Annotated in this window: 20 protein-coding genes; 8 read left to right on the top strand and 12 right to left on the bottom strand. The window is 44.7% G+C overall.

Translation table 11 applies throughout. From position 1 onward, the window contains the following. Positions 1–212: 212 nt before the first annotated feature. Positions 213–812: a 3-keto-disaccharide hydrolase gene (locus tag FAM09_RS20820; RefSeq protein WP_136579081.1), complete on the bottom strand. Its 600-nt coding sequence runs from the start codon at positions 810–812 to the stop codon at positions 213–215. Positions 813–883: 71 nt separating this feature from the next. Here FAM09_RS20820 and FAM09_RS30775 point away from each other — a divergent pair, with 71 nt between their 5' ends. The 3 genes from FAM09_RS30775 to FAM09_RS20810 all read left to right on the top strand — a co-directional run bounded on the left by FAM09_RS30775 (position 884) and on the right by FAM09_RS20810 (position 3,698). Further along, positions 884–1,048 carry a hypothetical protein gene (locus FAM09_RS30775; RefSeq protein WP_153825469.1) on the top strand — a complete coding sequence of 55 codons (165 nt, stop codon included), beginning with the start codon at positions 884–886 and terminating at the stop codon, positions 1,046–1,048. 25 nt (positions 1,049–1,073) lie between these two features. Then, positions 1,074–2,189: an aromatic ring-hydroxylating oxygenase subunit alpha gene (locus FAM09_RS20815; protein ID WP_136579080.1), complete on the top strand. Its 1,116-nt coding sequence runs from the start codon at positions 1,074–1,076 to the stop codon at positions 2,187–2,189. 84 nt (positions 2,190–2,273) lie between these two features. After that, a complete protein-coding gene (locus FAM09_RS20810) occupies positions 2,274–3,698 on the top strand; it encodes an APC family permease (protein ID WP_136579079.1) in 1,425 nt (474 codons plus the stop codon). Between the two features lie 143 nt (positions 3,699–3,841). On the opposite strand, the gene FAM09_RS20805 is transcribed toward FAM09_RS20810, so the two are convergent. Beyond that, on the bottom strand, positions 3,842–4,348 hold the full coding sequence (locus FAM09_RS20805) for a cupin domain-containing protein (protein ID WP_136579078.1): 507 nt from the start codon (positions 4,346–4,348) through the stop codon (positions 3,842–3,844). Between the two features lie 163 nt (positions 4,349–4,511). Continuing rightward, positions 4,512–5,528: a hypothetical protein gene (locus FAM09_RS20800; protein WP_136579077.1), complete on the bottom strand. Its 1,017-nt coding sequence runs from the start codon at positions 5,526–5,528 to the stop codon at positions 4,512–4,514. A gap of 116 nt (positions 5,529–5,644) precedes the next feature. Here FAM09_RS20800 and FAM09_RS20795 point away from each other — a divergent pair, with 116 nt between their 5' ends. The 3 genes from FAM09_RS20795 (at position 5,645) to FAM09_RS20785 (ending at position 8,273) form a co-directional block, all read left to right on the top strand. Next, positions 5,645–5,965 (top strand): hypothetical protein, encoded by a 321-nt coding sequence (locus FAM09_RS20795; RefSeq protein ID WP_136579076.1) that lies wholly within the window; start codon positions 5,645–5,647, stop codon positions 5,963–5,965. Between the two features lie 148 nt (positions 5,966–6,113). After that, positions 6,114–6,599, top strand: coding sequence for an FKBP-type peptidyl-prolyl cis-trans isomerase (locus FAM09_RS20790; protein ID WP_136579075.1), 486 nt, complete (start codon positions 6,114–6,116; stop codon positions 6,597–6,599). Between the two features lie 246 nt (positions 6,600–6,845). Continuing rightward, complete coding sequence (locus FAM09_RS20785; RefSeq protein WP_136579074.1) at positions 6,846–8,273, top strand: L-serine ammonia-lyase; 1,428 nt, start codon at positions 6,846–6,848, stop codon at positions 8,271–8,273. An 83-nt stretch (positions 8,274–8,356) separates the two neighbouring features. Here FAM09_RS20785 and mqnE read toward each other — a convergent pair whose 3' ends face one another. The 5 genes from mqnE to dnaE all read right to left on the bottom strand — a co-directional run bounded on the left by mqnE (position 8,357) and on the right by dnaE (position 16,128). Continuing rightward, positions 8,357–9,526, bottom strand: a complete 1,170-nt coding sequence (gene mqnE, locus FAM09_RS20780; RefSeq protein ID WP_136579073.1) for an aminofutalosine synthase MqnE — start codon at positions 9,524–9,526, stop codon at positions 8,357–8,359. A 191-nt stretch (positions 9,527–9,717) separates the two neighbouring features. Continuing rightward, a complete protein-coding gene (locus FAM09_RS20775) occupies positions 9,718–11,013 on the bottom strand; it encodes a NupC/NupG family nucleoside CNT transporter (RefSeq protein WP_136579072.1) in 1,296 nt (431 codons plus the stop codon). A gap of 344 nt (positions 11,014–11,357) precedes the next feature. Beyond that, positions 11,358–11,801: a thioredoxin gene (trxA, locus tag FAM09_RS20770; protein WP_243751740.1), complete on the bottom strand. Its 444-nt coding sequence runs from the start codon at positions 11,799–11,801 to the stop codon at positions 11,358–11,360. A gap of 145 nt (positions 11,802–11,946) precedes the next feature. Next, positions 11,947–12,264 carry a thioredoxin gene (trxA, locus tag FAM09_RS20765; protein ID WP_136579071.1) on the bottom strand — a complete coding sequence of 106 codons (318 nt, stop codon included), beginning with the start codon at positions 12,262–12,264 and terminating at the stop codon, positions 11,947–11,949. A gap of 222 nt (positions 12,265–12,486) precedes the next feature. Beyond that, positions 12,487–16,128, bottom strand: coding sequence for a DNA polymerase III subunit alpha (gene dnaE / locus FAM09_RS20760; protein ID WP_136579070.1), 3,642 nt, complete (start codon positions 16,126–16,128; stop codon positions 12,487–12,489). Between the two features lie 473 nt (positions 16,129–16,601). On the opposite strand from dnaE, the gene FAM09_RS20755 reads away from it, so the two are divergent. Further along, the gene (locus FAM09_RS20755; RefSeq protein WP_136579069.1) at positions 16,602–17,384 is read left to right on the top strand and encodes a C40 family peptidase; all 783 of its coding nucleotides are present in this window, start codon (positions 16,602–16,604) and stop codon (positions 17,382–17,384) included. Between the two features lie 470 nt (positions 17,385–17,854). On the opposite strand, the gene FAM09_RS20750 is transcribed toward FAM09_RS20755, so the two are convergent. The 3 genes from FAM09_RS20750 to FAM09_RS20740 form a co-directional block, all read right to left on the bottom strand. Then, positions 17,855–18,298 carry a sensor histidine kinase gene (locus tag FAM09_RS20750; RefSeq protein WP_136579068.1) on the bottom strand — a complete coding sequence of 148 codons (444 nt, stop codon included), beginning with the start codon at positions 18,296–18,298 and terminating at the stop codon, positions 17,855–17,857. 463 nt (positions 18,299–18,761) lie between these two features. Continuing rightward, positions 18,762–20,255 (bottom strand): oligosaccharide flippase family protein, encoded by a 1,494-nt coding sequence (locus FAM09_RS20745; RefSeq protein ID WP_136579067.1) that lies wholly within the window; start codon positions 20,253–20,255, stop codon positions 18,762–18,764. 146 nt (positions 20,256–20,401) lie between these two features. After that, a complete protein-coding gene (locus FAM09_RS20740) occupies positions 20,402–22,117 on the bottom strand; it encodes a M1 family metallopeptidase (RefSeq protein ID WP_243751739.1) in 1,716 nt (571 codons plus the stop codon). Between the two features lie 116 nt (positions 22,118–22,233). Here FAM09_RS20740 and FAM09_RS20735 point away from each other — a divergent pair, with 116 nt between their 5' ends. Beyond that, positions 22,234–23,859: an ABC transporter substrate-binding protein gene (locus FAM09_RS20735; RefSeq protein ID WP_136579066.1), complete on the top strand. Its 1,626-nt coding sequence runs from the start codon at positions 22,234–22,236 to the stop codon at positions 23,857–23,859. Positions 23,860–24,536: 677 nt separating this feature from the next. Here FAM09_RS20735 and msrA read toward each other — a convergent pair. Next, positions 24,537–25,196: a peptide-methionine (S)-S-oxide reductase MsrA gene (gene msrA / locus FAM09_RS20730; protein ID WP_136579065.1), complete on the bottom strand. Its 660-nt coding sequence runs from the start codon at positions 25,194–25,196 to the stop codon at positions 24,537–24,539. Positions 25,197–25,427: the final 231 nt, after the last annotated feature.

Raw genomic sequence — 25,427 nt, 5'->3', positions numbered from 1 at the left:
TCAACCGGCTTCCACTTCCTGCCAAAAAAAAGGCTGGGCTCCGCCAACCGGCGGACCCACCCTCTTAAAAAGTAATACTTTAAGCCTGTGGTCTCAAAGCTTACCTGAAACGGATCCAAAACGGGTTAAAAAGGGAGCTGGTAATTATATATTGACGACCGTTTGTGCTCAAGGGTTGTATAAGCGATGAAAATGTTGATAAGTTGATAGGGTCACCTTTTCACCTTAATCCTTATCTCCCTCCACCGTACCTTGATACCCCCGCCCGAATGGATCTGTAACGCAATAAAACCATCACCCTGGCCTACTTTTTCATCTTTCAGGTAAATCATCTGGTGACCATTTAACCAGGTAGTTACTTCATCATTGATGACCTTAATATTTAATGTATTCCACTCGCCTGGCTTTAGCCATTGCTCATCTTCCGGCTTGGGCTGAATGATCCAGCCGCGGCCGTACGATTCATAAATACCCCCCGTATGCGCATTCAAGGGGGCCACTTCTACCTGCCAGCCACTGATCTTTACTCCTTCAATGGCGGAGCGGAAAAAGACCCCGCTGTTCCCATTCGCTTCCTGCTTGAACTGCAGCGTAAGCTCGAAGTTTTTATATTTTTCATTGGTGCTCAAATAGCCGTATTCTTTGTCGGGACCGCTTTCACACACCAGTTCCCCGTTATCTACATACCATTTTTCAGTGCCGTGGATGGTCCACCCGGTAAGATCTTTACCATTGAAAAGCGACTTTTTCTTTTGAGCTGCAAGGGAGCAACTCAGCAAAAGGAACCCCGAAAAGAGCAGTAATTGTTTCATCTGAGAATTTTTTATTGGGTTTTGGCCAGATGGATCTTACTATGTCAAAATTTTCATATCCCTGGTGTCAGATGAAAATTTTGTCATGGACGATTCATGTGTATATTTTGAATGGTTGGCGTTTAGCAGAAATTAAATTACTAACTTATTACCGGTTTTCCTTCGCCCGCCAAAGCTTTACTACCGTCTTCGCCAACTGGCTGATATGGCAGTCGAAGAACGGCGGCGGGAGTTAATTCATCAAATTGTCAATTTCCCTGCATGAGTCGTTTTTATGTAGATCCTGATATTTCCCGGGCCAAAACACTGCATACCGATTTTTATACTGATCCCGCGGTATTTGAACTGGCCAGGGAGAAGCTATTTTCAGGCAGTTGGCAATTCATAGGTGATGCCGGTTTGGTGAATGAACCGGGCCGTTGTTATCCTTTTACCCTGCTTGAAAGTTACCTCGATGAGCCGCTGCTGCTTACTTGCGACCAGCAGCATACTATTCATTGTGTTAGTAATGTATGTACGCATAGGGGCACCATTGTTATAAAGGAACCCTGCAAAACTGCCCATTTGCGTTGCCGTTATCATGGCCGGCAATTTGGCCTCGATGGCCATTTTATTTCCATGCCTGAATTTAAAGAAGTAAAAGAATTTCCTACGCCAGATGATAACCTGGCGCAGTTGCCGCTTTTTAAATGGGGGCCGCTGCTATTTGTTTCCCTGCAACCTGCTTCTACGCCGCAGCTTTACTTACAGGAAATGATGGACAGGGTAGGCTGGCTGCCCCTGAACGAGTTTGTTTTTCGTCCCGAATTGTCGAAAGATTATATTGTACAGTCGCACTGGGCATTGTATTGCGAAAATTACCTGGAAGGTTTTCATATTCCGTTTGTGCATGCCGGTTTAAATGCCGTGCTCGACTTTGGCAATTATGTTACCGAATTGTACCGGTACAGCAACCTGCAATTGGGTATTGCCAAAGAGGGAGAAGATGTATTTCAACTGCCTGCTACCTCGCCTGATCATGGTAAACAGGTGGCTGCTTATTACTTTTTCGTTTTTCCCAATATGATGTTCAATTTTTATCCCTGGGGACTAAGTATCAACATCGTAAAGCCAATTACGCAGCAGCAATGTAAAGTGTCGTTTTTGACGTATGTATGGAAGGAGGAATTGTTTAACCGGGGCGCAGGTTCCGATCTGAACCAGGTAGAACTGGAAGATGAAGAAGTGGTGGAAGCGGTGCAGAAAGGGGTGCGGTCGAGGTTTTATCGCCATGGCCGGTATTCGGTGACCCGGGAACAGGGGACACATCATTTTCATAGGATTATTTCGGAAGCAATGAAGGATGTAGGAAATGAAGAACAGAGAAATGAGAAATGAAGAATGAGAAAGAGAAGAAATGTCGAATATTGAATGTCCAATTTTGAATGTAGAAGTGAAAACTAAGCCCCATTCACTACCACTATGCCTTCCAAACTCACAGATAAACAATCAATCAACTTCAGAGCTGCAACGGCTGTTGTCGTAGGCAGCATTATAGGCTCGGGCATCTTTATGAAACCAGCTGTTATGGCAGCACAGGTGGGTTCGCCGGTATGGCTTACCGTGGTTTGGATCGTGGCGGGCATTTTCTCTTTATTCGGAGCATTGATCTTTGCCGAGGTGGGGTGCATGTTCCCGCAAACGGGCGGACTGTATGTTTATTTACGCCACATGTATGGCAACTTTGTTGCTTTCTTATATGGCTGGGCAGGCTTCACAGTAATTAATACAGCATCGGTTGCCGCCATTGCTTTCGTATGCGCGCAATATGCCGATTTCTTTTTTCATTTACCCCGGTTTGATGCTGCGGTTGAACGATCTGTGGTGTGGCATATCCCTTTTTTAGGAAATCTGTTTCCGTTAGCCAATGCCGGAGTGAAACTGATGGCCATTGGGTTGGTGTTGGGGCTTACGTTGGTAAATTATCTCAGTGTGCGTGCCGGCAGTCAATTGCAACTGGTTTCTACCTTAATAAAGATCGTTGTGGTTGCTTTACTGGTGGCCGGTATTTTTTATTCGGGCAATGGCACAACGGCTAATTTTATACATCCCTCTTCTCATCCGCTACAGGGCTGGAGCTTAACCAGTGGATTGATAGCCGCATTAACCGGCGCTTTTATGTCGTACGACGGGTGGATCAATATTACCTTCCTCGGCGGTGAGATCCAAAACCCTCAAAAGAATATTTTTCGTAGTCTGGTAACCGGGGTATTTGTTTGCATCGTAGTGTACCTGTTGGTTAACCAGGCTTATTTATACGTGTTGCCGATCGATAAAATGGCGGCATCGCCCCTGGTGGCTTCCGATGCCATTGCCGTGGCCCTGGGAGAAACCAGCGGCGCCATAGTGGCTGCCCTGATCGTTATCTGCACGTTTGGCGCCATAAATGGTAATACGATGGCAATTTCCCGGGTAACCTATGCTATGGGAAAAGATGGGTTGTTTATTCCCTTTACCGGTAAAGAACATCCCCGGTTTCATACGCCGGGCAACGCCTTATGGCTGCATGGCAGCTGGGCTACTTTTCTTATTATAAGCGGTTCGTTCGATATGCTGGCCGATATGTTCACATTTGTTACCTGGGCCGTGTATTTACTGGGCGCTATCGGTATCATTATATTGAGAAAAAGAATGCCCGATCAGCCACGTCCGTACAGGGTATGGGGGTACCCGGTAGTGCCCTGGCTGTTTATTGCTTTTGCCGCTTTTTATGTAGGAAGTACGATCATCAATGATGTGAACAATTATGTAAGTGGCCGGGTGCCTGTTATAAATTCTCTGTTAGGATTATCGGTAACGGCATTGGGTATTCCGGTGTACTATTATTTTAGGAGGAAACAGGGCTAGTAGCTAGTGGTAAATGGCTAGTAGGGGTTCATTGCGAGACTCGCCATTTTCTTCATTATCACAACTTGTAACGCCTTTAGCGGGATTATCACATTTGTTTTCCCTACTAGCCACTCGCTACTTACTACTCGCTACTAGCTAATTCATATTGTCAACTCTTTTATCACTTCAGTATGTTCAGGAAATAAATGTTGTAATTCTTTCCTGTCGGCCAATTCAAAATCGGCAAAATCAAACCCGGGAGAAACGGTACAGCCTACCAATGCATAGTCGCCACCGGGCGCCAACCGGGCGGCAAACCAGTTACCCGCAGCAATAACGCATTGAAACGATTCCTGGTTATCGGGGTCGCAGCCGAGGCGGTGTTCTATCATGCGGCCCTGCTGATCGATCTCATAAACGATCAACGTATCGCCATAATAGAAATGCCACACTTCATCGCTTTTGATCTTATGAAATGCGGAAAACTGGTGCTGCTGTAATAAGAAGTAAATACTGGTGCTAAAGTTTCTTTCTCCTGTAAAGCCGGCAGGGAGTGCCGACAAAGGCGCCAAAACCGGCGACCGGTATATTTCCCTGAAAGCGCCGCCTTCGATATGGGTAGCCAGTTGTAATTTGTTTATCCAGTACGCTGCTGTTCGTTTGCTCATAATATTTTATTCGCTGGCAACATTTGTATTTGCTTTAAGCTTTCGCCTTTCAGCTTTTAACTGCATTTGTATTGCTTGCAGCGTGCAGCTGTATTTTGAATTTGCGTGCAGCGTGCAGCTTGTAGCGCGTAGCTGTATTTTGCTTTCAGCTTACGGCTGTATTCTATTGTTCTATCGTTACCGGGTTATTACGTGCTCCCCAATACCAGAATCTTAAAGAATCTTTGATGCGGGTGGTATCTGCCGGGGTACCAGGTACATTTATAACAATTTTAAATAATGTTGAGTCAACCGCCTCCAGCTGAACCCGAGGTTTTAACTTGTTATACATTTTTTCGGCGGTCGGCCTGTACTTCGTGGTTTGCAGAATGAATTTATACACCTTGGTTGGGCCGCTGGCTATTACGGGCGACGCCGTGGTAGCTGCTGCTGGTGGAATAGTTCTTCCCTGTGTATTGGTATCGGCGGGATAGGGATCATTGATGATCAAACTGTCTTTCTTAATAACATTATCCAGCGCCTTTTTGGGATCGTTGATGTTTTGCAGGTACGACGATGTTCGCAGGGAATCTTCGTCATTGGTTACACTGGTTGTTACCGTATTGGATGACTGTTGTACTTTATTGGAAAATAAACTGTAGCCCCCCCAAAGAATAATACCTACGCCTACCACTAACCCAATGCCGATGGCTATACGCCGGATGGAAGCATTGCGGACTTCGTTGGGATCGTCATCAAAGACCGATTTCTTTTTAGGTACTTCCTGTTCGCGTTCCAACGGAATAATAGGAGGGGGCGATTCAAGTCGTTGTACAACCGGTAAGCCCGGTGTAAACTCATAAATGCCTTCTTTATTCTTTTGTAAAGTGCCAATGCCTTCAATGTGAAAGGGCTTGCCAATATTGAGCATCAGCTTGCCATCTGCTACAAACGTCTCCAGGTCCGATTCTGCCAGTGGCTTTATTTTACCGGTATGTTTGCGAATAAAATCGATGAGTTCGTCATCTGGGCGGGCAATGTTCTTTTGGGCAAAATGGATGTGATCTATAAGTTCCCGGGAGCTTTTATCCCCAATACTCTGTGCATCTACCACATCATCAAGGTAAAAGCTTCCTATACCTGGTAAGTTTAATACCCTGTGCTGGTAAAAATACTGCGCTACTAATACCGAAATTTTCAAGAGATTAAGGATTTTTGGCGTAAGTTAATCATTATTTGCCTGTACCGCAATACAGGCCGGGGTGAAGTTATTATTTTTGCAGGAAGTTTTATTCGTTGTGGATTAATTTATTACGCATGCTTACCGAATCAGAAAAGCAGTTTTTGGCCTACTGGGAAGCGAATCGTTTACGCGAAAAAAGAATAAACAAGCAACTATTATTGGGTCTCCCCATCGGGTTGTTGTTTGCAATTCCCGTTTTAATTTTATTATTTTCCGGAAAATTCTGGTATCAACGGGCCAATATGGAGGCCAACAGCCAGAGTAGCCCGATCATACTAATGATTGCGATAATATGTATTGCTGTTTTTGTGGCTGTGTTTTACAAACGTCATCAGTGGGACCAGAGAGAGCAGCATTATCTGGAATTAAAAGCAAGAGAAGAAAAGGGAGAATAAGCTTTAGGGGGGCAACTCATATGAGTTACCGGTTCCCAGTTACCAGTTACCGGGACCTGGGAACCGGCAACCGGCAACCTTTAATAAGCAGCGCTCCTCTTTATACCATTGTCTTGTACCTGGGTTAACATAAACTAATCAATTTCTGATGAGAAATCTTGTTTGGGGTTTTCTGTGCTTTGTCCTTTTTTATAGTTGTAAAAAAGAATCTGGTTGCGGCTATAGCGATCAAAATATAGTGGCACCGGTAAGCGAACAACAGGCTGTAAAAAGTTATCTCGATTCCAATAGCTTATATTCGGGTAGCAAAGATGCCTGCGGTTTTTATTATGAAGTTGTTAAAGAGGGAGATGGAAATAGTCCCAATTTGTGTTCACAGGTAGAATTGTCTTACATCGGCAAACTTACCAATGGAGATGTTTTTGACCAGGCAAGCACCGCCTTTACCCTGGGCTCCACTATTGAAGGGTTTAGAAAAGGCTTACCCATTATTAAAAAAGGTGGTCGCATCAAGTTGTATATTCCTCCGTCACTGGCATACGGTTCAAAAGAAATAAAGGATGGCAATGGGAAAGTGATCATACCGGCGAATTCTATACTTATTTTCGATATTTCGTTGACTACATTCTATTAGCAGTAAACAATTAGGGTTACCGGTTACCGGTTTCCAGTTACAGGGAAAACAGGTACCAGTTACTACGCCTTTGCGAAGCTTCACTCGCTTGCGCCCTATGAAGGGAGCAAGCCAGTTGTCAAGTACCGGAAATCTGCCATAAGGACCCGGCAACTGGTACCTGGTAACCGGCAACAGGCTTCTGCCAAACTAACGAACGTTCGAATCCGGCAATTAACAACTACATTTGCCGAAAATGTATAGCCATTGCCACACGAAGCCATTTCCGTATTTGATATCTTTAAAATTGGGGTAGGTCCATCCAGCTCCCATACATTAGGCCCCTGGCGCGCCGCCCAATTATTTCTGCAATCGCTCGAACAAAAGCATCAACTTTTACAGGTACAATCGCTACAGGTATTGTTATATGGTTCACTTGCCAAAACCGGCAAGGGACACGGCACCGACGTAGCCGTGTTAATGGGCCTGAGTGGTGAAGACCCCGTTACCTGTGATGTTGAATTGATAGATGAAAAAGTGCAGCGTATTCGCAACACGAAACGGCTGTTGCTGCACGGTAAACATGAAATTGATTTTGATCCGCAAGACGATATTGAATTCCTGTTTACTGAATCCCTGCCATACCATCCCAATGCCTTAACGTTTATGATCACCCTGCAGAACGGGGAACAGTTCGCTTCTACCTACTATTCGGTAGGCGGCGGATTTGTGCAGCAGGAAAATGAAAGCACAACGGCTGCCGCTGCGGTGCAATTACCTTTCCCAATCAACACCGCAGATGACCTCTTGCACTGGTGCCGTAAAACCGGGTTACACATCAGTGAAGTGGTAATGGAAAATGAGAACAGTTGGCGCAGTGAGGAAGCTACCCGCAAGGGGGTATTGCAAATATGGCAGGTGATGAAAGAATGCATGTACCGCGGTTGCCATAGCCAGGGCATGTTGCCGGGTGGCTTACAGGTGAAGCGCAGGGCCGCCGATCTCAATAAAAAGCTGTTACAGGGCAGAACGTATGAAGACTATGCCTCCTGGATAAAGGCCATTCGCTCAGGTGGCAATGATTTTAAATACATTCTCGACTGGGTGAGTTGTTTTGCGCTGGCCATAAATGAAGAGAATGCTTCATTCGGCAGGGTAGTTACCGCGCCCACAAATGGCGCTGCCGGCGTTATTCCGGCGGTATTGCACTATTTTGTCGTTTTCTGCGATGGATACAATGATGATAAGGTAATGCAGTTCATGCTGACCGCTTCTGAAATCGGCAGCATCTTTAAAAAAGGCGCTACCATCTCGGCCGCTATGGGTGGTTGCCAGGCTGAGATCGGCGTATCTTCTGCGATGGCGGCTGCCGGATTAACCGAAGTATTGGGGGGCAGTCAACGCCAAGCCCTGATGGCTGCGGAGATCGCCATGGAGCATCACCTGGGACTGACCTGCGATCCTATAGGCGGACTGGTGCAGATCCCCTGCATTGAACGAAATACCATGGGCGCTATTAAAGCCATTACCGCTTCTCAACTGGCACTGCAAAGCACACCCGATTTCGCCAAAGTATCACTCGATGCCGTTATCAAAACCATGTGGAACACGGCCATCGATATGAGCCATAAATACAAGGAAACCGCCGAAGGCGGACTGGCAGTGCATATTCCGTTGAGTTTGCCTGAATGTTGAATGCAGCTACAAGCTGCTAGCTATAAGCCACAAGCGAAGACTAAATTGCATGCAGCTGGATTGCTTGAAGCTTGCAGCTTTTCTTAATTCATTTGCGGATTCACATCAATCTGGTTCACATCCATGTTGCTATAGTCGTGTATCACCTTATACAAGGTATCCCTTTCAACAGGTTTTCTTTTAGCCTGTTTTATCAGCGTTACCAGTTGTGCCGTGGTCATAGCCGGGTTTTGTTCTTCTGAACCGGCCATGGAGTATATTTTGGTAGAATCGTCGATGGTGCCGTCGATATCATTCACCCCAAAAGACAACGTAAGCTGTGCATTATGCCTACCCAGCATAGGCCAGTAGGCTTTCAGGTGCGGGAAATTGTCCATATACAATCGAGCAATGGCATACATGCGCATATCTTCAATTACGCCCGACTCCGGCACGTTGCTCATGTCGTTTTCTTTATTGCGGAACTTAAGCGGGATGAATGTATTAAAGCCGCCCGTTTTATCCTGTAGCTGGCGTAACCGTTCCATATGATCTATCCGGTGACGGAACTCTTCAATATGGCCATACAACATAGTGGCATTGCTATGCATACCGAGTTGGTGGGCGGTTTCATGAATTTTCAACCAACCGATGGCATCAACTTTATCGGCACAGATCTTTTCCCTGACCTCAGGTGCAAAGATCTCCGCACCGCCGCCGGGTAAGGAATCCAGTCCGGCCTCGTGCAGGTATTTCATGCCATCTTCAACACTCATTTTGGCTTTGCGGAACATATAGTCCAGCTCAACCGGTGTAAAACCTTTAATATGTAATTCGGGCCGGTGGGCTTTTATTTTGCGTAACAGATCGGCAAAAAACTCAAGTGTTAATTTAGGGTGAACACCGCCAACAATATGCACTTCGGTAACTGGTTTACCATCGTAACCTTTTACAATGTTCAACATTTGGTCGGTAGTAAGTTCCCAGCCTTCTTCACGATGCGCATACAAGCGGGAGTAAGAACAAAAAGAACAGGCAAACACACACACGTTGGTGGGCTCAATATGAAAATTGCGATTGAAGTAAGTGGTGTCACCATGCAGGCGTTCGCGCACGAAATTGGCCAGTGCGCCTACGAAGGGCAGACCGGCTTTCTCAAATAACAACAAGCCATCTTCCGGGGTAATTCGCTGCCGGTTCATTATCTTTTCACCAATGGTGCGGAGGGCCGGATTCTGTTCTGCTGCAATAACCTGCTGAATGTTAGTACTCATTTGATCTGGATTTTCGCTTCCGTGTGTGTAACAATTAAAACGGGCACAAAGTTACGTGAAAAAGGCAACAAGGCATAGGAGGCATAAAGGCAACGAGTTAGTTATTGAGTTTGTAAGCTATTTAGTTTCGAAATAATAGATTCAATAACTAACGAACTTACAAACTCAGAACTTAGAACTGTATTCCGTTATCACATTAGGGCGCCGGCTATGGTGCCACACATCAAACAGGCAATGGTACCGCCTATGAGCGCTTTTACACCCAGTTCGGTGAGGTTGCGGCGTTGATTAGGCGCCAACTGGCTGATACCCCCGATCTGGATGCCAATAGAAGCAAAGTTGGCGAAGCCACATAAGGCATAAGTGGCAATCAATATAGATTTGGGATCTGTTATTTGTCCGGTCGTTTTCATGGAGCCAAACGACATATATGCCACAAATTCATTGAGGATGGTCTTTTCACCCAACAACTGTCCCACCTGCACCATTTCATGGCTGTTAACGCCTATGAGCCAGGCAACAGGGGAGAACACATAACCCAGGATCATTTGCAACGATAAGGATTCATAACGGCCATGTGTTATGCGGGCAATATCATCGTTGATGCTGAACCAGTAGCCAACGGAACCGAGGATCCAGTTGCACAAATACATCAGCGCGGTAAACACGATCAGCATTGCGCCTACGTTTACCGCCAGCTTTAACCCATCGGTGGTGCCCAGTGAAATGGCATCTAAAAAGTTGTCGCCGATCTTTTCTTTCGGTACTTTCAATTCTTTAATGATGGTCTCATTCTGGGGGAACAACACCTTCGATACCACAATGGCGGCCGGGGCGCTCATGATACTCTGGCTTAACATGTGCAGGGCAAAATACTTTTGCTGCACAACGTCACTTCCGCCTAAAAAGCCAACATACGCTGCCAGCACACTACCAGCCGTATTGGCCATACCGCCCACCATGATACACAGCATTTCAGAACGGTTCATTTTATCGAGGAAAGGCCTGATCATCAACGGCGCTTCCGTTTGACCCAGGAAAATATTGGCTGCCGTAGAAACGCTCTCCGGCCCTGAGATGCCCAGTTTCTTTAACATCCACGCAAATACATACACTATCTTTTGCAGAATGCCCAGGTAATACAACATGGCCGACAATGCGGCGAAGAAGATGATGTTGGGCAGCACCTGTACGGCAAAGATAAAAGCCCAACTGCCCTTGGGATCGGCCAGGTTACCAAAGATGAATTCGATGCCTTTGTGACCGATGTTTATCAGTTCAACAAATTTATCGGATACCCAGCCGAAGACTATTTTAATGACGTTTACTTTTAATACCCCCAGGGCAAAACACACCTGGGCTACCACCCCAATGCCCACCAGCCGCCAGTTAATGGCCCTTCGGTTATTGCTTAATAAGAAACAAACAAGAATGAGGAAGAACATACCTAAGGCGCCGCGGACAATGTTTTCAAGTACAGGGGTCATAGTAATATTTTGGTGTAGTTGAAAAAGATAACAGTTTTAGCGATATGATAGTATTGTTTACACGTATAAAATTTACAATGGTTCGTGTTTATTCCGTCAGGAAAGAATAAACGCGAACCATGGCCAGCAAAATTAGGGTATGCTGTAGCAATATAAAGGATATATTTTAATTGACAATAAAGAAGTACAAATTGAAAAAAGGCCGTCTCCAAAAATGCGAGACGGCCTTTTTCGTTGTTCCAGTTGCCAGAAACCAGTAACCAGTATGGGTTAACTTTTTCTCTTTACGCTGAACTGCGACCCTGTAATGGATCGCTTTTTATTAAGATATTTATAGCTACATGCTACTTATACTGTTCTATCATTTTTAACAATGTTTTCTTAGGATTAGTGCCTACAACCCTGTCTACCTCTTTCCCGTTTTTTATGAACAGGATGGTAGGGATGGATGTAACTTTATACTTCATGCAAACATTCGGATTGTGATCCACGTTTAACTTGCCTATATTCACTTTACTGCCGTATTCTTTTGCCAGATCTTCTATTACCGGGCCCATCTTACGACAGGGACCGCACCACTCGGCCCAAAAATCTACTATGGTTAATTTATCAGAAGAAAGGACCTTGCTCTGAAAGTTTGCATCGGTGAATTCTACAGCGCCGCCTTTGGTATCATTGTTCACGGCTATGCTATTTTCAGCAGATCCACGATTGGCAGTTTGATGATCAGCCGGAACAAACAGGATCATAACGGGTATTATAAACGAAAATAAATAAGGTATTTTCATGTACGTGTTTAATTGATTATTCGAATTCAGAACGAAAGATATGTAAAGATTAGTACATGTTATAGCGGGTAGGGAAGTAATAATGTTAAAAAAACGGTCCCAAATCTGGAACCGCCTTTTTATTAAAACGATACTGGTAACGTGCTTATATATGCTGTTCTATCTTTTTTACAAAGTTGCTTTTAGGTTGTGCGCCTACCAGCTTATCTACCACTTTACCGCCTTTAATGAAAAGGATAGCAGGGATAGAAGTAACACCATAGTTAATTGATAACTGTGGGTTATGGTCAACGTTTACCTTACCTACGTTTATTTTGCCGTCGTATTCTTTCGATAATTCTTCAATAACCGGCCCGATAGCGCGGCAGGGACCACACCACTCAGCCCAAAAATCTACTACTGTTAATTTATCTGAAGAAAGGACCTTGTCCTGAAAGTTTGTGTCTGTGAATTCTAAAGCCATATATGTATATTTTAGTGTGTAAAGTTATTAATTTAAGGTGCAAGGTGCAAGGTACAGGGTACAAGTAATAAATTTCGGAGTTCCCGATAAAACCCGGCATCTACGGTTTCGGGTTCCTTGTGCCTTAATTCTAGTACCTTGTTTCTTGTGCCTTAAATGTCTAATTTTATGCCATTCCAATTGTTTTACCACTCCTGTCAGTTCTTTATCATTGTACAGAACTTATGCCGTGACAACCTGTACATCTATATCGGGTCGGCCTTGTAAAAAAGCGGCCATTTCGTCATTCATTTGAAAGCCTGTATCAACGGATTGCAAACTTACCTTGCACATAGCCTTGATATCCTTTACATTAAACTTCAGGATCGAGCTTCCCGGGAAAGTTTTCAGGTTCTTTTCGAAGAAACTGATAAGTTCCTCATTTACGTGTCTGGCTTCAATATTTAATATAACCTGTTTGGTGAGGTTTTGTTTAATACTCTCCAACAAACTGATCTTTTCGATCTTGAACTCAAACTCGGTTTTATTGAACCGGGGTTTGAACGCACCGGTAATAAACAGGTTCTTACCTTTTTCGAGGTAATTGGTAAAGCGCATATAATCATCACTCCAAAGCATAAATTCGCTTTTGCCCGAATAGTCTTCGATCCAGAAGGAACCAAACTGGCGGCCGGTACGGGTAACGCGGTGCTGGGCATCGGTTACCAGCCCTGCCAGGCGGAAGCTTCTGCCTGGGTTTGCCTGCAAGGCCAGCGTGTCTTTTATTTCATTGAACTCAGCCATGGTAGTGATGCCATAATGCTTTATTTCGAACCGGAAGTGATCGAGCGGGTGACCGCTCATGAACATGCCGGTAACCTCTTTTTCATAGTTCAGTAATTCGGTGAGCGACCACTCTTCGCATGGCGGGATCTTCGGCGGGGGTATTTCCATCACTTCTGTAAGCCCGCCAAAAAGGGTATTGCTGGTATTCGCATTCTGTGCCTGGTAAACGTTACCAAAGCGCACGATCTTTTCCAATCCCGTGCTGGTATCGTTCTGGGGCGTAAAGAAGTATTGCGCCCGGTGCAGGTCGGTAAAGCAATCGAAACCGCCGGCGTATACCAGGCTTTCCAGTGTTTTCTTATTCACTGTACGCTGGTTCACCCGTTTTATCATATCGAAGATCGACTGATAAGGTCCGTTCTTCTCCCGTTCCTCGATCAGGCTTTCCACGGCGGCTTCACCCACGCCTTTCAATCCACCCAAACCAAAGCGAATGTCGCCGTTCTTATTTACAGAGAACCCTTTTTTCGATTCGTTCACATCAGGACCAAGACACTTTATACCCATTCGTTTGCACTCTTCCATAAAGAAGGTGATCTTTTCAATATTGCCGGCGTTGTTCAAAACGGCAGCCATATATTCAGAAGGGTAGTGGGCTTTTAAATAGGCAGTCTGGTACGCCACATAGGCATAACAGGTAGAGTGCGATTTGTTGAAGGCGTATTGGGCGAACGCTTCCCAGTCGGTCCAGATCTTTTCCAGCTTTTCGGCAGGATGGCCTTTCTCCGTGGCGCCTTTAACGAACTGGGCCTTCATTTTATCCAGCACCGCCTTTTGTTTTTTACCCATGGCCTTGCGCAGTACGTCGGCATCCCCTTTACTGAAACCGGCCAGCTTTTGCGCCAGCAACATCACCTGCTCTTGGTATACGGTGATCCCGTACGACTCCTGCAGGTATTCCTCCATTTCGGGAAGGTCGTAGGTGATAGGCTCACGTCCATGTTTACGGTCGATAAAGTTGGGGATGTACGCGAGCGGACCAGGCCGGTACAGGGCGTTCATTGCTATCAGGTCGGCAAACTGGTCAGCCTTAAGGTCGCGCAGGTATTTTTGCATCCCTGGACTTTCGAACTGGAATGTACCAATGGTTTCAGCTTTCTGGTACAGTTCAAATGTTTTGGGATCATCGAGCGGGATGGTATCTATATTAACTTCTACTCCATGATTTTCCTTTATCATCCGCAACGCGTTCTTGATGATGGTAAGGGTCTTTAAACCCAGGAAGTCCATCTTGATTACGCCGGCGTCTTCAATGATGCTACCTTCAATTTGGGTAACCCACAAACTGGAGTCCTTGGCGGTACAAACCGGTATCAGGTTGGTAAGGTCAGTGGGGGCAATGATGATACCCGCCGCGTGGATACCCGTATTACGAACCGAACCTTCCAGCCTTTCTGCTTCATGCAGCACCGTAGCAGTAAGGCCCTGCCCGTTGTATATTTCGCGCAGCTTTTTAATGATCTCAATCTCATCGGGGCCAATACCGTCTTTTTCCTCCAGTGATTTTTCTCCATCCCTGGCGGTTAAGGGTGCGTGTAATACGCGTCCCAGTTCAATGCCCGGCTTTTCAGGCACCATTTTCGCCAGGGCATTCGATTCAACCAGGGGAAGGTCTAACACCCGGGCTACGTCCTTGATACTACTTTTGGCAGCCATGGTACCGTAGGTAACGATCTGGGCTACCTGGTTCTTACCATATTTTTCTACCACGTAATCGATCACTTTCTGGCGACCCTCATCGTCGAAGTCAGTATCTATATCCGGCATCGACTTACGGTCGGGGTTCAGAAAGCGCTCGAACAGCAGGTTGTATTTAATGGGGTCAATGTTGGTAATGCCAATGCAATAGGCCACCGCACTACCTGCGGCCGAACCACGGCCGGGACCAATGAATACGCCTCGTTCGCGACCGGCTTTAATAAAGTCGCCCACGATGAGGAAGTAACCCGCAAAACCCATGGTCTTGATGGTGAACAGCTCAAAGTCGAGCCTTTCCTGGATCTCGGGCGTAATATCAACATAGCGCTCTTTGGCGCCTTCATACGTAATGTGCTTAAGGAACTCCCATTGGTTCAGGTTGCTGTCGTCAGTCAACTGGAATTCTTTTGGTAATGGGAAGGCCGGGAGCAGAATGTCTTTTTTCAGGTTCAGGAGTTCCACCCGGTCAACGATCATATTGGTATTATCGATCGATTCGGGAATGTCGCTGAACAGCTTTTTCATTTCCTCCTGCGACTTGAAATAGAACTGGTCGTTGGGAAATTTGAAGCGGCGATCTTTTATGTTGGTATCGTCGTTAACGAAGTCGTCAAAACCCGGGGTGCTTTTCTTTTCACCGGTATTTATACATAGCAGGATGTCGTGGGCGTTGTAATCGTCCTGATCGGTATAATGGCTGTCGTTGGTAGCAATGACCGGCACATTAAACTTTTTGGCAAACTTCAACAACACCTGGTTAATGATCTCCTGTTCCTTGATATTATGTCGTTGGATCTCGATAAAATAATCTTCACCGAACATATCGAGCCACCACTTGAATTCCTGCTCGGCTTTTTCTTCGCCATCGTGTAAAATGGTTTGCGGCACATAGGCGCCGATACAACAGGTAGTAGCAATGAGCCCTTCGTGGTATTGCTCTATTAATTTTTTATCAATACGTGGGTACTTGCTGTACATACCCTCTATGTAACCAAGGCTGGTTAATTTAACCAGGTTCTGGTAACCGGTTTTATTTTTTGCAAGCAGTACCTGGTGGTAGCGTTCGTCTTTTACTTCTTTGGAAAATACTTTCCGGTGCCTGTCTTCCACCACGTAAAATTCACAACCCACAATTGGTTTTACCTTCAGGCTGCCATCCTCATTTTTATGTTTATAGGCTTCAGATACAAATTCAAAGGCGCCGAACATGTTGCCATGGTCGGTAATGGCAATAGCCGGCATGCCGTCTTTGATGGCTTTCTTGTACAATGCCTGGATCGACGCGGCTCCATCAAGCAACGAAAACTGCGTATGAACATGTAAATGAGAGAATTTGCACATGTGCTTCTTCTAATGAATATGTTTGTTTAATTGGTTCTTTGCTGATCTTAAGGATATTGGAGAAAACCTGAATATACCTACCTCTTACTTCGGGTTCCTATTTCTTTAATGTTGTCCTTTAGTCTTAAGTTGTTCATTTCCAATAGGAAACTTCCCTGAATAAAAACACGAAATTGTGGTATAAAGTTCTTTATTCAATTGTGAACGGGATAAAATTTTATGAACAGGGCCTGAATAAATTAATTAGGCCGAACGCACAACGCTAAAGGCCCGAGGCAAAGGCAGTTTGCAAAACCTGCCCGAATGTAGAGAGGCTGCGTTAAGCCTTCAGCGTTAAGCGTTCAGCTTTTGATTATGCATTTGGCAATGTATTTGCTATTTTTGACCCTTGCGTGAATTGATCGTGATCTGCTAACGGGCAAAAGTGGTTAACAGATTGTGAATGAGGGGATAGTAAATATTAATTCCAGCCTGTGAAGTATCTGATCATTATTTTATCCGTCCTGTTAGCCGTTCCGGCGGCTGCGCGTTACCCGTTTTCTCCCGCAAAGTGGGAAAGGGCGATGGCGGATACGTCTGTTATCCCGGTGGGCGATCCTGAGTTTTTAGAAGATATTGTAGCCGGAACCGGTGCTGAGGACGATGAAATAAACCAGGATAAAAAGAAAGGTTCAAAAACTACTAAAAGTTCTTCCACTACATCTACTGCGGGCAAAACAAAACGAGTTACCAGTCCCACCCAAAAGCTGGCCGCGCTTACGCCTGATGAAGAAAATATAATCAACGAACTGCCGCGTAAAAATCGCAAAGCCATCGGTATTGAACTCAGCGCGCCTTTGCAGTTTAAATATGCCATTTTGCTTGATATACCGGTGGAGATGATCAATGATAATAAATTGCTGGAGCTGATCGAAAGCTGGTATGGCACCCGGTACAAGTATGGGGGCGATAGCCGCCAGGGGGTTGATTGCAGCGGATTTACCCGGTCTTTTATGAATTCCTATTATAACGTGGAGCTTTCCAGAAGGTCTGAAGACCAATACGGGCAATGCGCGAAAATTAAAAAGAAGAAATTACGGCAGGGCGACCTGGTATTTTTTAAAACCCGCGGCCCTAAAGGCGGTATCTCGCATGTAGGCATTTACCTCTGTAATAATAAGTTTGTACATGCTGCTACGAGTAGTGGCGTAATGATCAGCGACCTGGATGAAGATTATTATAAGGCCAGGTTTGTGGGTGGGGGGAGAATTAATTAGTTACCGGTTGCCGGGCGCCAGTTGCCGTTTAATTACAGGTTTCAGGTATTTGCTTTCCGCTTTCAACCTTGGAAAGTTAGTTTTCAGGGTACAGACTATGCCCCGGTGAACATAGGGGGTATAGAACACGGATTTCGAAAGATATTTAAAAAATCGACGATAACAAGGCGCCGGTCGCCAGTCAGTTTATAGTTCACACCTACTTGTTACATTAGTCATTCAATCTTCGAACTTCTTACTTCCTTGCTGCTTACCTTCCGGCTATCACCATTGAGCGGTATATTGACTATAGGTTATTGGATCGGGTATATTGCTTGCCTATTTGTTTAAGCTTGCCAATTGCTCCTGAGCCTGCGCGTGTTCGCTGAGGCTTTAGACGCTTGCGCCAGCTTTAGCGTTGGAGCACAGAGGCGCAAGTTGAAGAATTGCCAATTGGTTTTTGCCTGCCAGTTGCTTATTGCCAATTGGTTTTAGGCTGCCATCGACAATGTAATAACCGTTCCCTCGTGACGCTGGTTATAGATGTTTATATTTCCACCCAAACTGCGTGCAGCGGCTACCACCTGCGAAAAACCATGGGCTACAGTGCTGTAAAAGTGAGAACCATTGTTCCGCACCATGATCTGAATACCTTCTGGTTTTCTCACTGCCTCAATACGAATGCAAACACTTTGCGAACTGGTGATGGCATTGTTTAAAAGATTTCCTACTACAAAAGCCAATACCTGCTCGTCGGCATGTAGCTGAAACGATTTGTCAACGTCGTTGATGATAAAACTTTTTTGGTTTACTGCCAATGGAATGAAACTATCCATGAGCTGGTCAACGAGTTGGTGAAGTGATACGGTTGCTGTTGACGTACTGGTAGCAATGGCCGGAGCGGCGGTGTTTAGAGTGAATGACAAGCTTTTCATAAATGGACCTTTAATTGTGATCGAATTTGAGATGCAGTAATCAAAGGGATACGAACTAAAAACGGATACTGATAGCTACGGATTTTAATCTATTTCATCAGGGACTGTTATTATTCTATTGGGTACGTTCTGGTTTCATCGGGACTATGATTCTTTATTTGCTACGATCTGGTTTTTCAGAAACTTTTTCCAAGAACTCCATTTCTTTTCCTAATTCTTTATCAAAGTAACGACAGAAAAGAGGCGAAAGCATCACGCAATCGATTGTTATCAGTGAAAATATACTAAAGTATGAAAGCACGCTAAGGGTTTCCATATAAAAACAAGGTGTTCTTTAAAAGTGGTGATTACACGTTTATAAATATTATAAAAGGCATTGGGACACTTATCAACGTTGGTTTGACATTTATTGTTAAAACAATTGTAATTGCAAAAGCGATTATGGCACTTGTTAAGTGAGCTTTTATGGCTTACGAAAACGTTTTCGTATAGAGGACCACACCGGTAATACATCAGGAGAAAGATCGAGCAACAAAACACCTGTTGCATAGAGCAAAGTGAATACACTACTGCGAAGAATGATCCAGCCAATACCCTGGTAATTGTTAAAAAGCAAGTATGAAACGATATAGCAACTTACACCCAACAATATTGCATACATCGTTTTTGCAGTAAAGGGCTGCAAGTTGAATTTCTTCAATAAGAAAAAGTATCGGATGGCATTATAAACAGTCATTGAAATGAGATTGGCAATGGCAGGGCCAACCGCACCTAATTGTTTGGTGAGAATATAATTCAATGGCAGTGTCATCAGCAGCAGGATTATACCACTTATGAATTCGACTTTCCAGTAAATGCTGGTGCCAATGATCTGCCCGTTAACGCCCGTGCCCATATCAATTACTTTGGAAAGCCCTATATATAGAAAAATAATCCGCGCATCGAGGTAACCCTGCTTTAAATGGAAAGTAAGTACGCCATCGGTAAAGTTGAGCCATATAAGGGAAAACATGGCAATGGCAAAGATCAACTGGTTAATGCTGCTGCGTTGGTAAATACGATTGATATTGCCAAAGTCCTTGTCTTTCCAGGCCTGTGACAAAGCTGGAATAGAAGCTGAAATAATAGCCCGTTGCGGCGCGTACACCATGCTCGACATATTTTGCGCCAGCGTGTAAATGCCAACAAAGGTCATTCCGTTTGCCACAACAGCACCAATTACGAGGGTGTCGAATACCTGCGATAAATTCATTACAAAGTTGCCTGCCCAAATGAAAACGATTACACCTACTATTTTTTTGTAAAACTTTTTTGTTACCCGGCTTATGTTAAATGTGAAGTAGACCTGGCGTTTAGCGAGCAAATAGATCAGCAATGTGAGTGCGATGCCCATATAGGTGAAAGCATACACTTTGATGAACACATCAAAGTCTTTAATGACACGCATAAACGTAAGCACGATGAGTATGGTGGCAAACAGGCGCCACAAAATTTCCTTAAGGAAATTAGTGACCACCGATTTGCGCAACTGCCAGGCATAAGCTTCAAAGATCGTGTATATGGAAAGCCCCAGGCCAAAAGGAAAAAGCCAGTAATAATAGTATACGATCTCCGGGGAGTTTTCGGAATATTTACGGATAAAGAAGTCTTTAAAAACGATACCGCTGATCACCACAAACAGAAAGGCCGTTAAACTGGTAACCAGGGCCAGGGTAATCATGTCGTTTTTTTGGGGCGGCAGATTATCGTTATAATAGGGGAAGAATTTATAGATGTAAAATGATAATCCAACATTGGAGAAGGATAACATGATGTTGGCAAAAGCGATAAAGGTGCCAATGAGCCCATACTGTGCTTCTGTAAACCCTTTTGCATACAGGTAGGTATTAAACAAACCCAGCGCAAATCCTATATACACCAGAAAAGAAGAAATAATACTTTGCCGCCGTATGCTCATTGTTTAATTCTTGGTTCGAAGTTCACTACAATTTTTTACCTCGCGAAAACCGGCTGCAAGCTACAAGCTGTAAGCTGCAAGCAAATGCAGGAGTTTGTTTTTCAGGATTGCCAATTGCTTATTGCAAATTGTCTATTGAAAATTGTTTATTGCCAATTGACCTTCTTCGCATTGATATAAAAATTCTTGTCTACATTGAAATTGGCCGTGCTGGCATTCCCCGAAATAATGGTCCATTCCTCATTGACGCGGATCCATTTTTCTTCATTGCTTAATTTTACTTTTACCGGCATGCTAAAACCTTTAATGCAATTGGTAAAGCGGAATTTCAGGTCTTTCCCTTTTATTGAATATTCCAGCACCGGAATTTGGGTGGTGCGAAGATATTGATCAAAGACCTTTGAAAGATCAATGTTCGATTGCCGGCTGATATAGTCTTCCACTTCTTTGGTGGTAACCGTTTTATGATACCAGGTTTTGTTCAGTCCGCGTAAGATGCCGCGGAATGTAGAATCGTTGTTGATGAGCTGCCTTATCAGGTGCAGCAAATTGCCTCCTTTATAATACATATCGCCGCTGCCTTCCTGGTTCACGCCATAAGTGCCGATGATAGGAATGTCGTTTTGGATCAACTGGCGGGTGCCAATGCAATAGGCATTGCCCGCTTCTACCCCAAATTCGCAGGTTGTGAACAGCGTTTCTGAATAATTGGTAAACCCTTCGTGCACCCACATATCTGCAATATCGTTAGTGGTGATGCTGTTGGCAAACCACTCGTGGCCGCTTTCATGCACAATAATAAAATCCCATTTGTTGCCCCAGCCGCTGGCCGACAGATCGCGGCCCAGGTAACCGTTCTGGAAACCGTTTCCGTACGCCACCGCGCTTTGGTGTTCCATGCCGAGGTGAGGGGCTTCTACCAGCTTATACCCATCTTCATAAAAAGGGTAGGGGCCAAACCAGTATTCAAAACACTTCAACATGGCGGGCGCCTGCCTGAATTGCTTTTTGGCTTTGTCAAGGTCATAATCCAGCACCCAGTAATCGCAATCCAGTTTGCCCTTTTCACCGGCAAAATCTTCGTGCCAGGTAACGTATTTACCAATGTATGGAATAATGTTATAATTATTGATAGGGTTCTTCACCTGCCAGGTATATGTGGTAGTGCCATTGTTGTTCGGGGTTTTCGCTTCCAGCCGGCCGTTGGCAACCCCCATTAACGAATCGGGAACGATGATGCTTAAGCTGGCGCCGTTGTCGGGTTCGTCGCTTTGATGGTCTTTACAGGGGTACCATACACTGGCGCCCAGTCCCTGGCAGGCTACGGTCATCCAGGGCCGGCCTTGTTTGTCTTTGCTCCAGATCCAGCCACCATCCCAGGGGGCGCGAACCGCTTCCCGGGGTTTGCCATGGTAACTCACTTCAATTACCTGGGTTGAATTGTCTGTTAATGCAGGCATGGTAACAAACCAGGCATTGCCTTCCTGCTGAAAGGCCAGGTTGGTTTTACCGCCTGAGGCGCTGCCGGCATTAACCACTAAAAAAATACTATCTATGATCAAGGGTTCCTGCAGGTCGATCTGCATTTTGTCAGAAGGCGTTTTAACCCGTATAGTGAGCCTGTTTTTTCCCCTGATGGTTTTAGTGGCGTAGTCGGGCGTAACCTGCAGATCGTACCGTAATACGTCCCACCAGGCCCTTTCGGGTGTAATAGTACCCCGCAAGGTATCCTGGCGGCTATATTGCTTTTTATTGCTTAACGGTTGTGCGGCGCAGGAAGTAGCAATGAGAATGAGGAATGAAAAATAAAAAACGAGAAATGAAAAAGTGAGAGATATGCTGGTTTGTTTTATATTGATCACAAGGGTATAATTTAATTAGCAAATTAGCAAATTGGAAAATGTGAAAATGTGAAAATTGAAGGCCGGGATCCGGAGAATCCCATTTGTTAATTTGCACATTTGCTAATTTGCATATTATGAATGGTAAAGTTATATTTTTTGCGGTCTTTTTCGGGGTGATTTTATTGAATGCATGCGGCAGTCGTACGAGCGGTAATAAACAGGTGTTTCATTACAACGAAGCTACCGGCATTGCCACTCTTGACCCTGCATTTGCCAAAAACCAGTCCATCATCTGGGCCGTTCATCAGCTATACAATACGTTGGTAGAAACCAACGATGACCTGCAGATCGTTCCTTCGCTGGCCTATAGTTGGGATGTTTCGGCTGACCGGAAAGTATATACGTTTCATTTACGGCCCGATGTTTTCTTTCACGATAACCCTGCCTTTCCCCAGGGAAAGGGCCGCAAATTGACGGCTTATGATGTAGAATACAGTTTTAACCGCATTACAGACCCGGCCACCGCCAGCAGCGGCGCCTGGATCTTTAACGACCGTGTAAACGACCAGCATGGTTTCAGGGCGTTGAACGATTCTACCTTTCAGTTGACATTACGAACGCCTTTTGCGCCCATACTGGGTTTGCTGAGTATGAAATATTGCTCTGTTGTGCCAAAAGAAGTGATCACAAAGTACGGCGCCGATTTCCGCAGCCATCCCTGTGGTACCGGTCCGTTTAAGTTCAAGGCCTGGGAAGAAGGGCAGGCGATGATCCTGCAGAAGAATGAAAATTATTTTGAGCGCGACAGTACAGGTATGCCCTTGCCGTACCTGGATGGCATTAAGATCACTTTTTTTGACAGTAAGGCCACCGAGTTCCTCTTGTTCCAGCAAGGCAAACTGGATTTTATTAACGATATCGATCCTTCTTTTAAAGATGAGATCCTGACAAAAAAAGGGCAGTTGCGTAAAGACTGGCAGAACAGGATCATCTTATCAAAACATTCTTTCCTGAATACCGAATATCTGGGTATCCTGATGGAAAAAGATAATCCGCTGGTAAGCGCTTCTCCCTTGCGCATTAAACAGGTGCGGCAGGCGATCAATTACGGGTTCGACCGGCGCAAGATGATCATGTACCTGTACAATTCGAAAGGTATGCCGGCTGAAAGCGGGTTCATTCCTTCCGGACTGCCTTCTTTTGATTCGGGTATTGTAAAGGGCTATACATACAATCCGGCCAGGGCGCGCGAGTTACTGCAATCGGCCGGTTTTCCCGATGGGGAAGGGTTACCGGAAATAAAGTTGTTGACTATTGCCACATACAGTGACATTGCCAGTTTTATTGCCCGGCAGTTAGAAGAGATCGGGATAAAAATTCAGGTAGAAGTGATCCCTAAAAGCCTGTTGCTGGAACACACCGCCAAATCGGAAGCCCTGTTCTTTCGCGGAAGCTGGATCGCCGATTTTCCCGAAGCGGAAAATTACCTGAGCGTTTTTTACAGCAATAACCCGGCGCCGCCTAATTATACCCGTTATCACAATCCTCAGTTTGATGCTTTGTATGAGCGGGCAATGATAACAGAGAATGATAGCCTGCGATATAAATTGTACCGGCAAATGGACCAATTAGTGATAGATGATGCGCCCGTGGTGCCATTGTGGTACGATGAAGTGATCAGGTTGGTAAGTCCCAAAGTGCAGCAATTCAAGACTAATGGATTGAATTTACTGGAATTGAGACATACGTATATTGAGTAACGGTTTGTAGTTTATGGTTTGAGGTTTGTGGTTGCTCCGCGCTTTGGGCATTCATTATTGAATGTCGAGTTCTGTTATTGACATAAAGCCTGAAACGGGTAAAAGTGAGCTTCGAATTAAAGAACCATAAACCACAAACCATAAACCTCAAACAATAAACAGATATTGAGTAACGGTTTGTAGTTTATGGTTTGAGGTTTGTGGTTGCTCCGCGCTTTGGGCATTCATTATTGAATGTCGAGTTCTGTTATTGACATAAAGCCTGAAACTGGTAAAAGTGAGCTTCGAATTAAAGAACCATAAACCACAAACCATAAAACTCAAACAATAAACAGATATTGAGTAACGGTTTGTAGTTTATGGTTTGAGGTTTGGGGTTGCTCCGCGCTTTGGGCATTCATTATTGAATGTCGAGTTCTGTTATTGACATAAAGCCTGAAACGGGTAAAAGTGAGCTTCGAATTAAAGAACCATAAACCACAAACCATAAACCTCAAACAATAAACAGATATTGAGTAACGGTTTGTAGTTTATGGTTTGAGGTTTGTGGTTGCTCCGCGCTTTGGGCATTCATTATTGAATGTCGAGTTCTGTTATTGACATAAAGCCTGAAACGGATAAAAGTGAGCTTCGAATTAAAGAACCATAAACCATAAACCACAAACCATAAACTGATATTAATGTTTCAATTTGTCTTTAAACACCTTCTGAAATTTCTCAACCTTCGGTCTGATCACAAAATTACAGTAGGGTTGTGAACCGTTCTGGTTGAAATAATCCTGGTGATAATTTTCAGCCGCATAGAATTTGCTGTATGGAGAGATCTCCGTCACAATGGGATCATTAAAAGCGCCGCTCTTATCCAAATCCACCTTGTATTTCTCCGCTTTTTCTTTTTGTTCGTTGTTGTGATAAAAAATAACACTGCGGTATTGCGGACCTACATCGTTACCCTGCCTGTTAAGCGTGGTGGGATCGTGGGTTTTCCAGAATACTTCCAGTAACTCATCATAACTGATCTTTTTAGGATCATACACTACCTGAATAACCTCCGCATGACCGGTAGTGCCGGCGCATACTTCTTTGTAGGAGGGGTTGTCAACGTGCCCGCCGCTGTAGCCGGAGGTAGATTTAATAACGCCATCCAATTGTTGAAAGATAGCTTCCGTACACCAAAAGCAGCCGGTACCAAAGGTGGCGGTATCGGTGGGTGTGTTTGCAGAACCATTTGTATTCGTTGTCATATCCTTACTTATATTCTTTTTTGCATTTTGTTTTTGCGCACAGGAAAACAAGGTAGCCAATGTAACCAGCGCACCGGTGAAAAACAGCTTCATGCCATAATGTTTTAACAGTTGTTGCATCGTAATGTTATTCGTTCGTGTAAGTTAAACCGGCAAACAAGCGCTTTTTTGCAAGCTGGCCGACATTGATTTGCTTTTATCAATTACTTAACAAAACACATTATATACGCTGCCTGTGCTGTTGCAGATGTTAACAAATTACAAAAATAGTGAGTAGTAAGTTGCTTAGTAGCGGGCAGGGAAGAGAAAAAGTGGAGAAGGGAA

This window comes from Niastella caeni, assembly GCF_004834005.1.
Taxonomy (GTDB): Bacteria; Bacteroidota; Bacteroidia; order Chitinophagales; family Chitinophagaceae; genus Niastella; species Niastella caeni.
The sequence above is the reverse complement of the archived record's forward strand: the minus strand, read 5'-3'. Positions and strand labels throughout refer to the sequence as shown.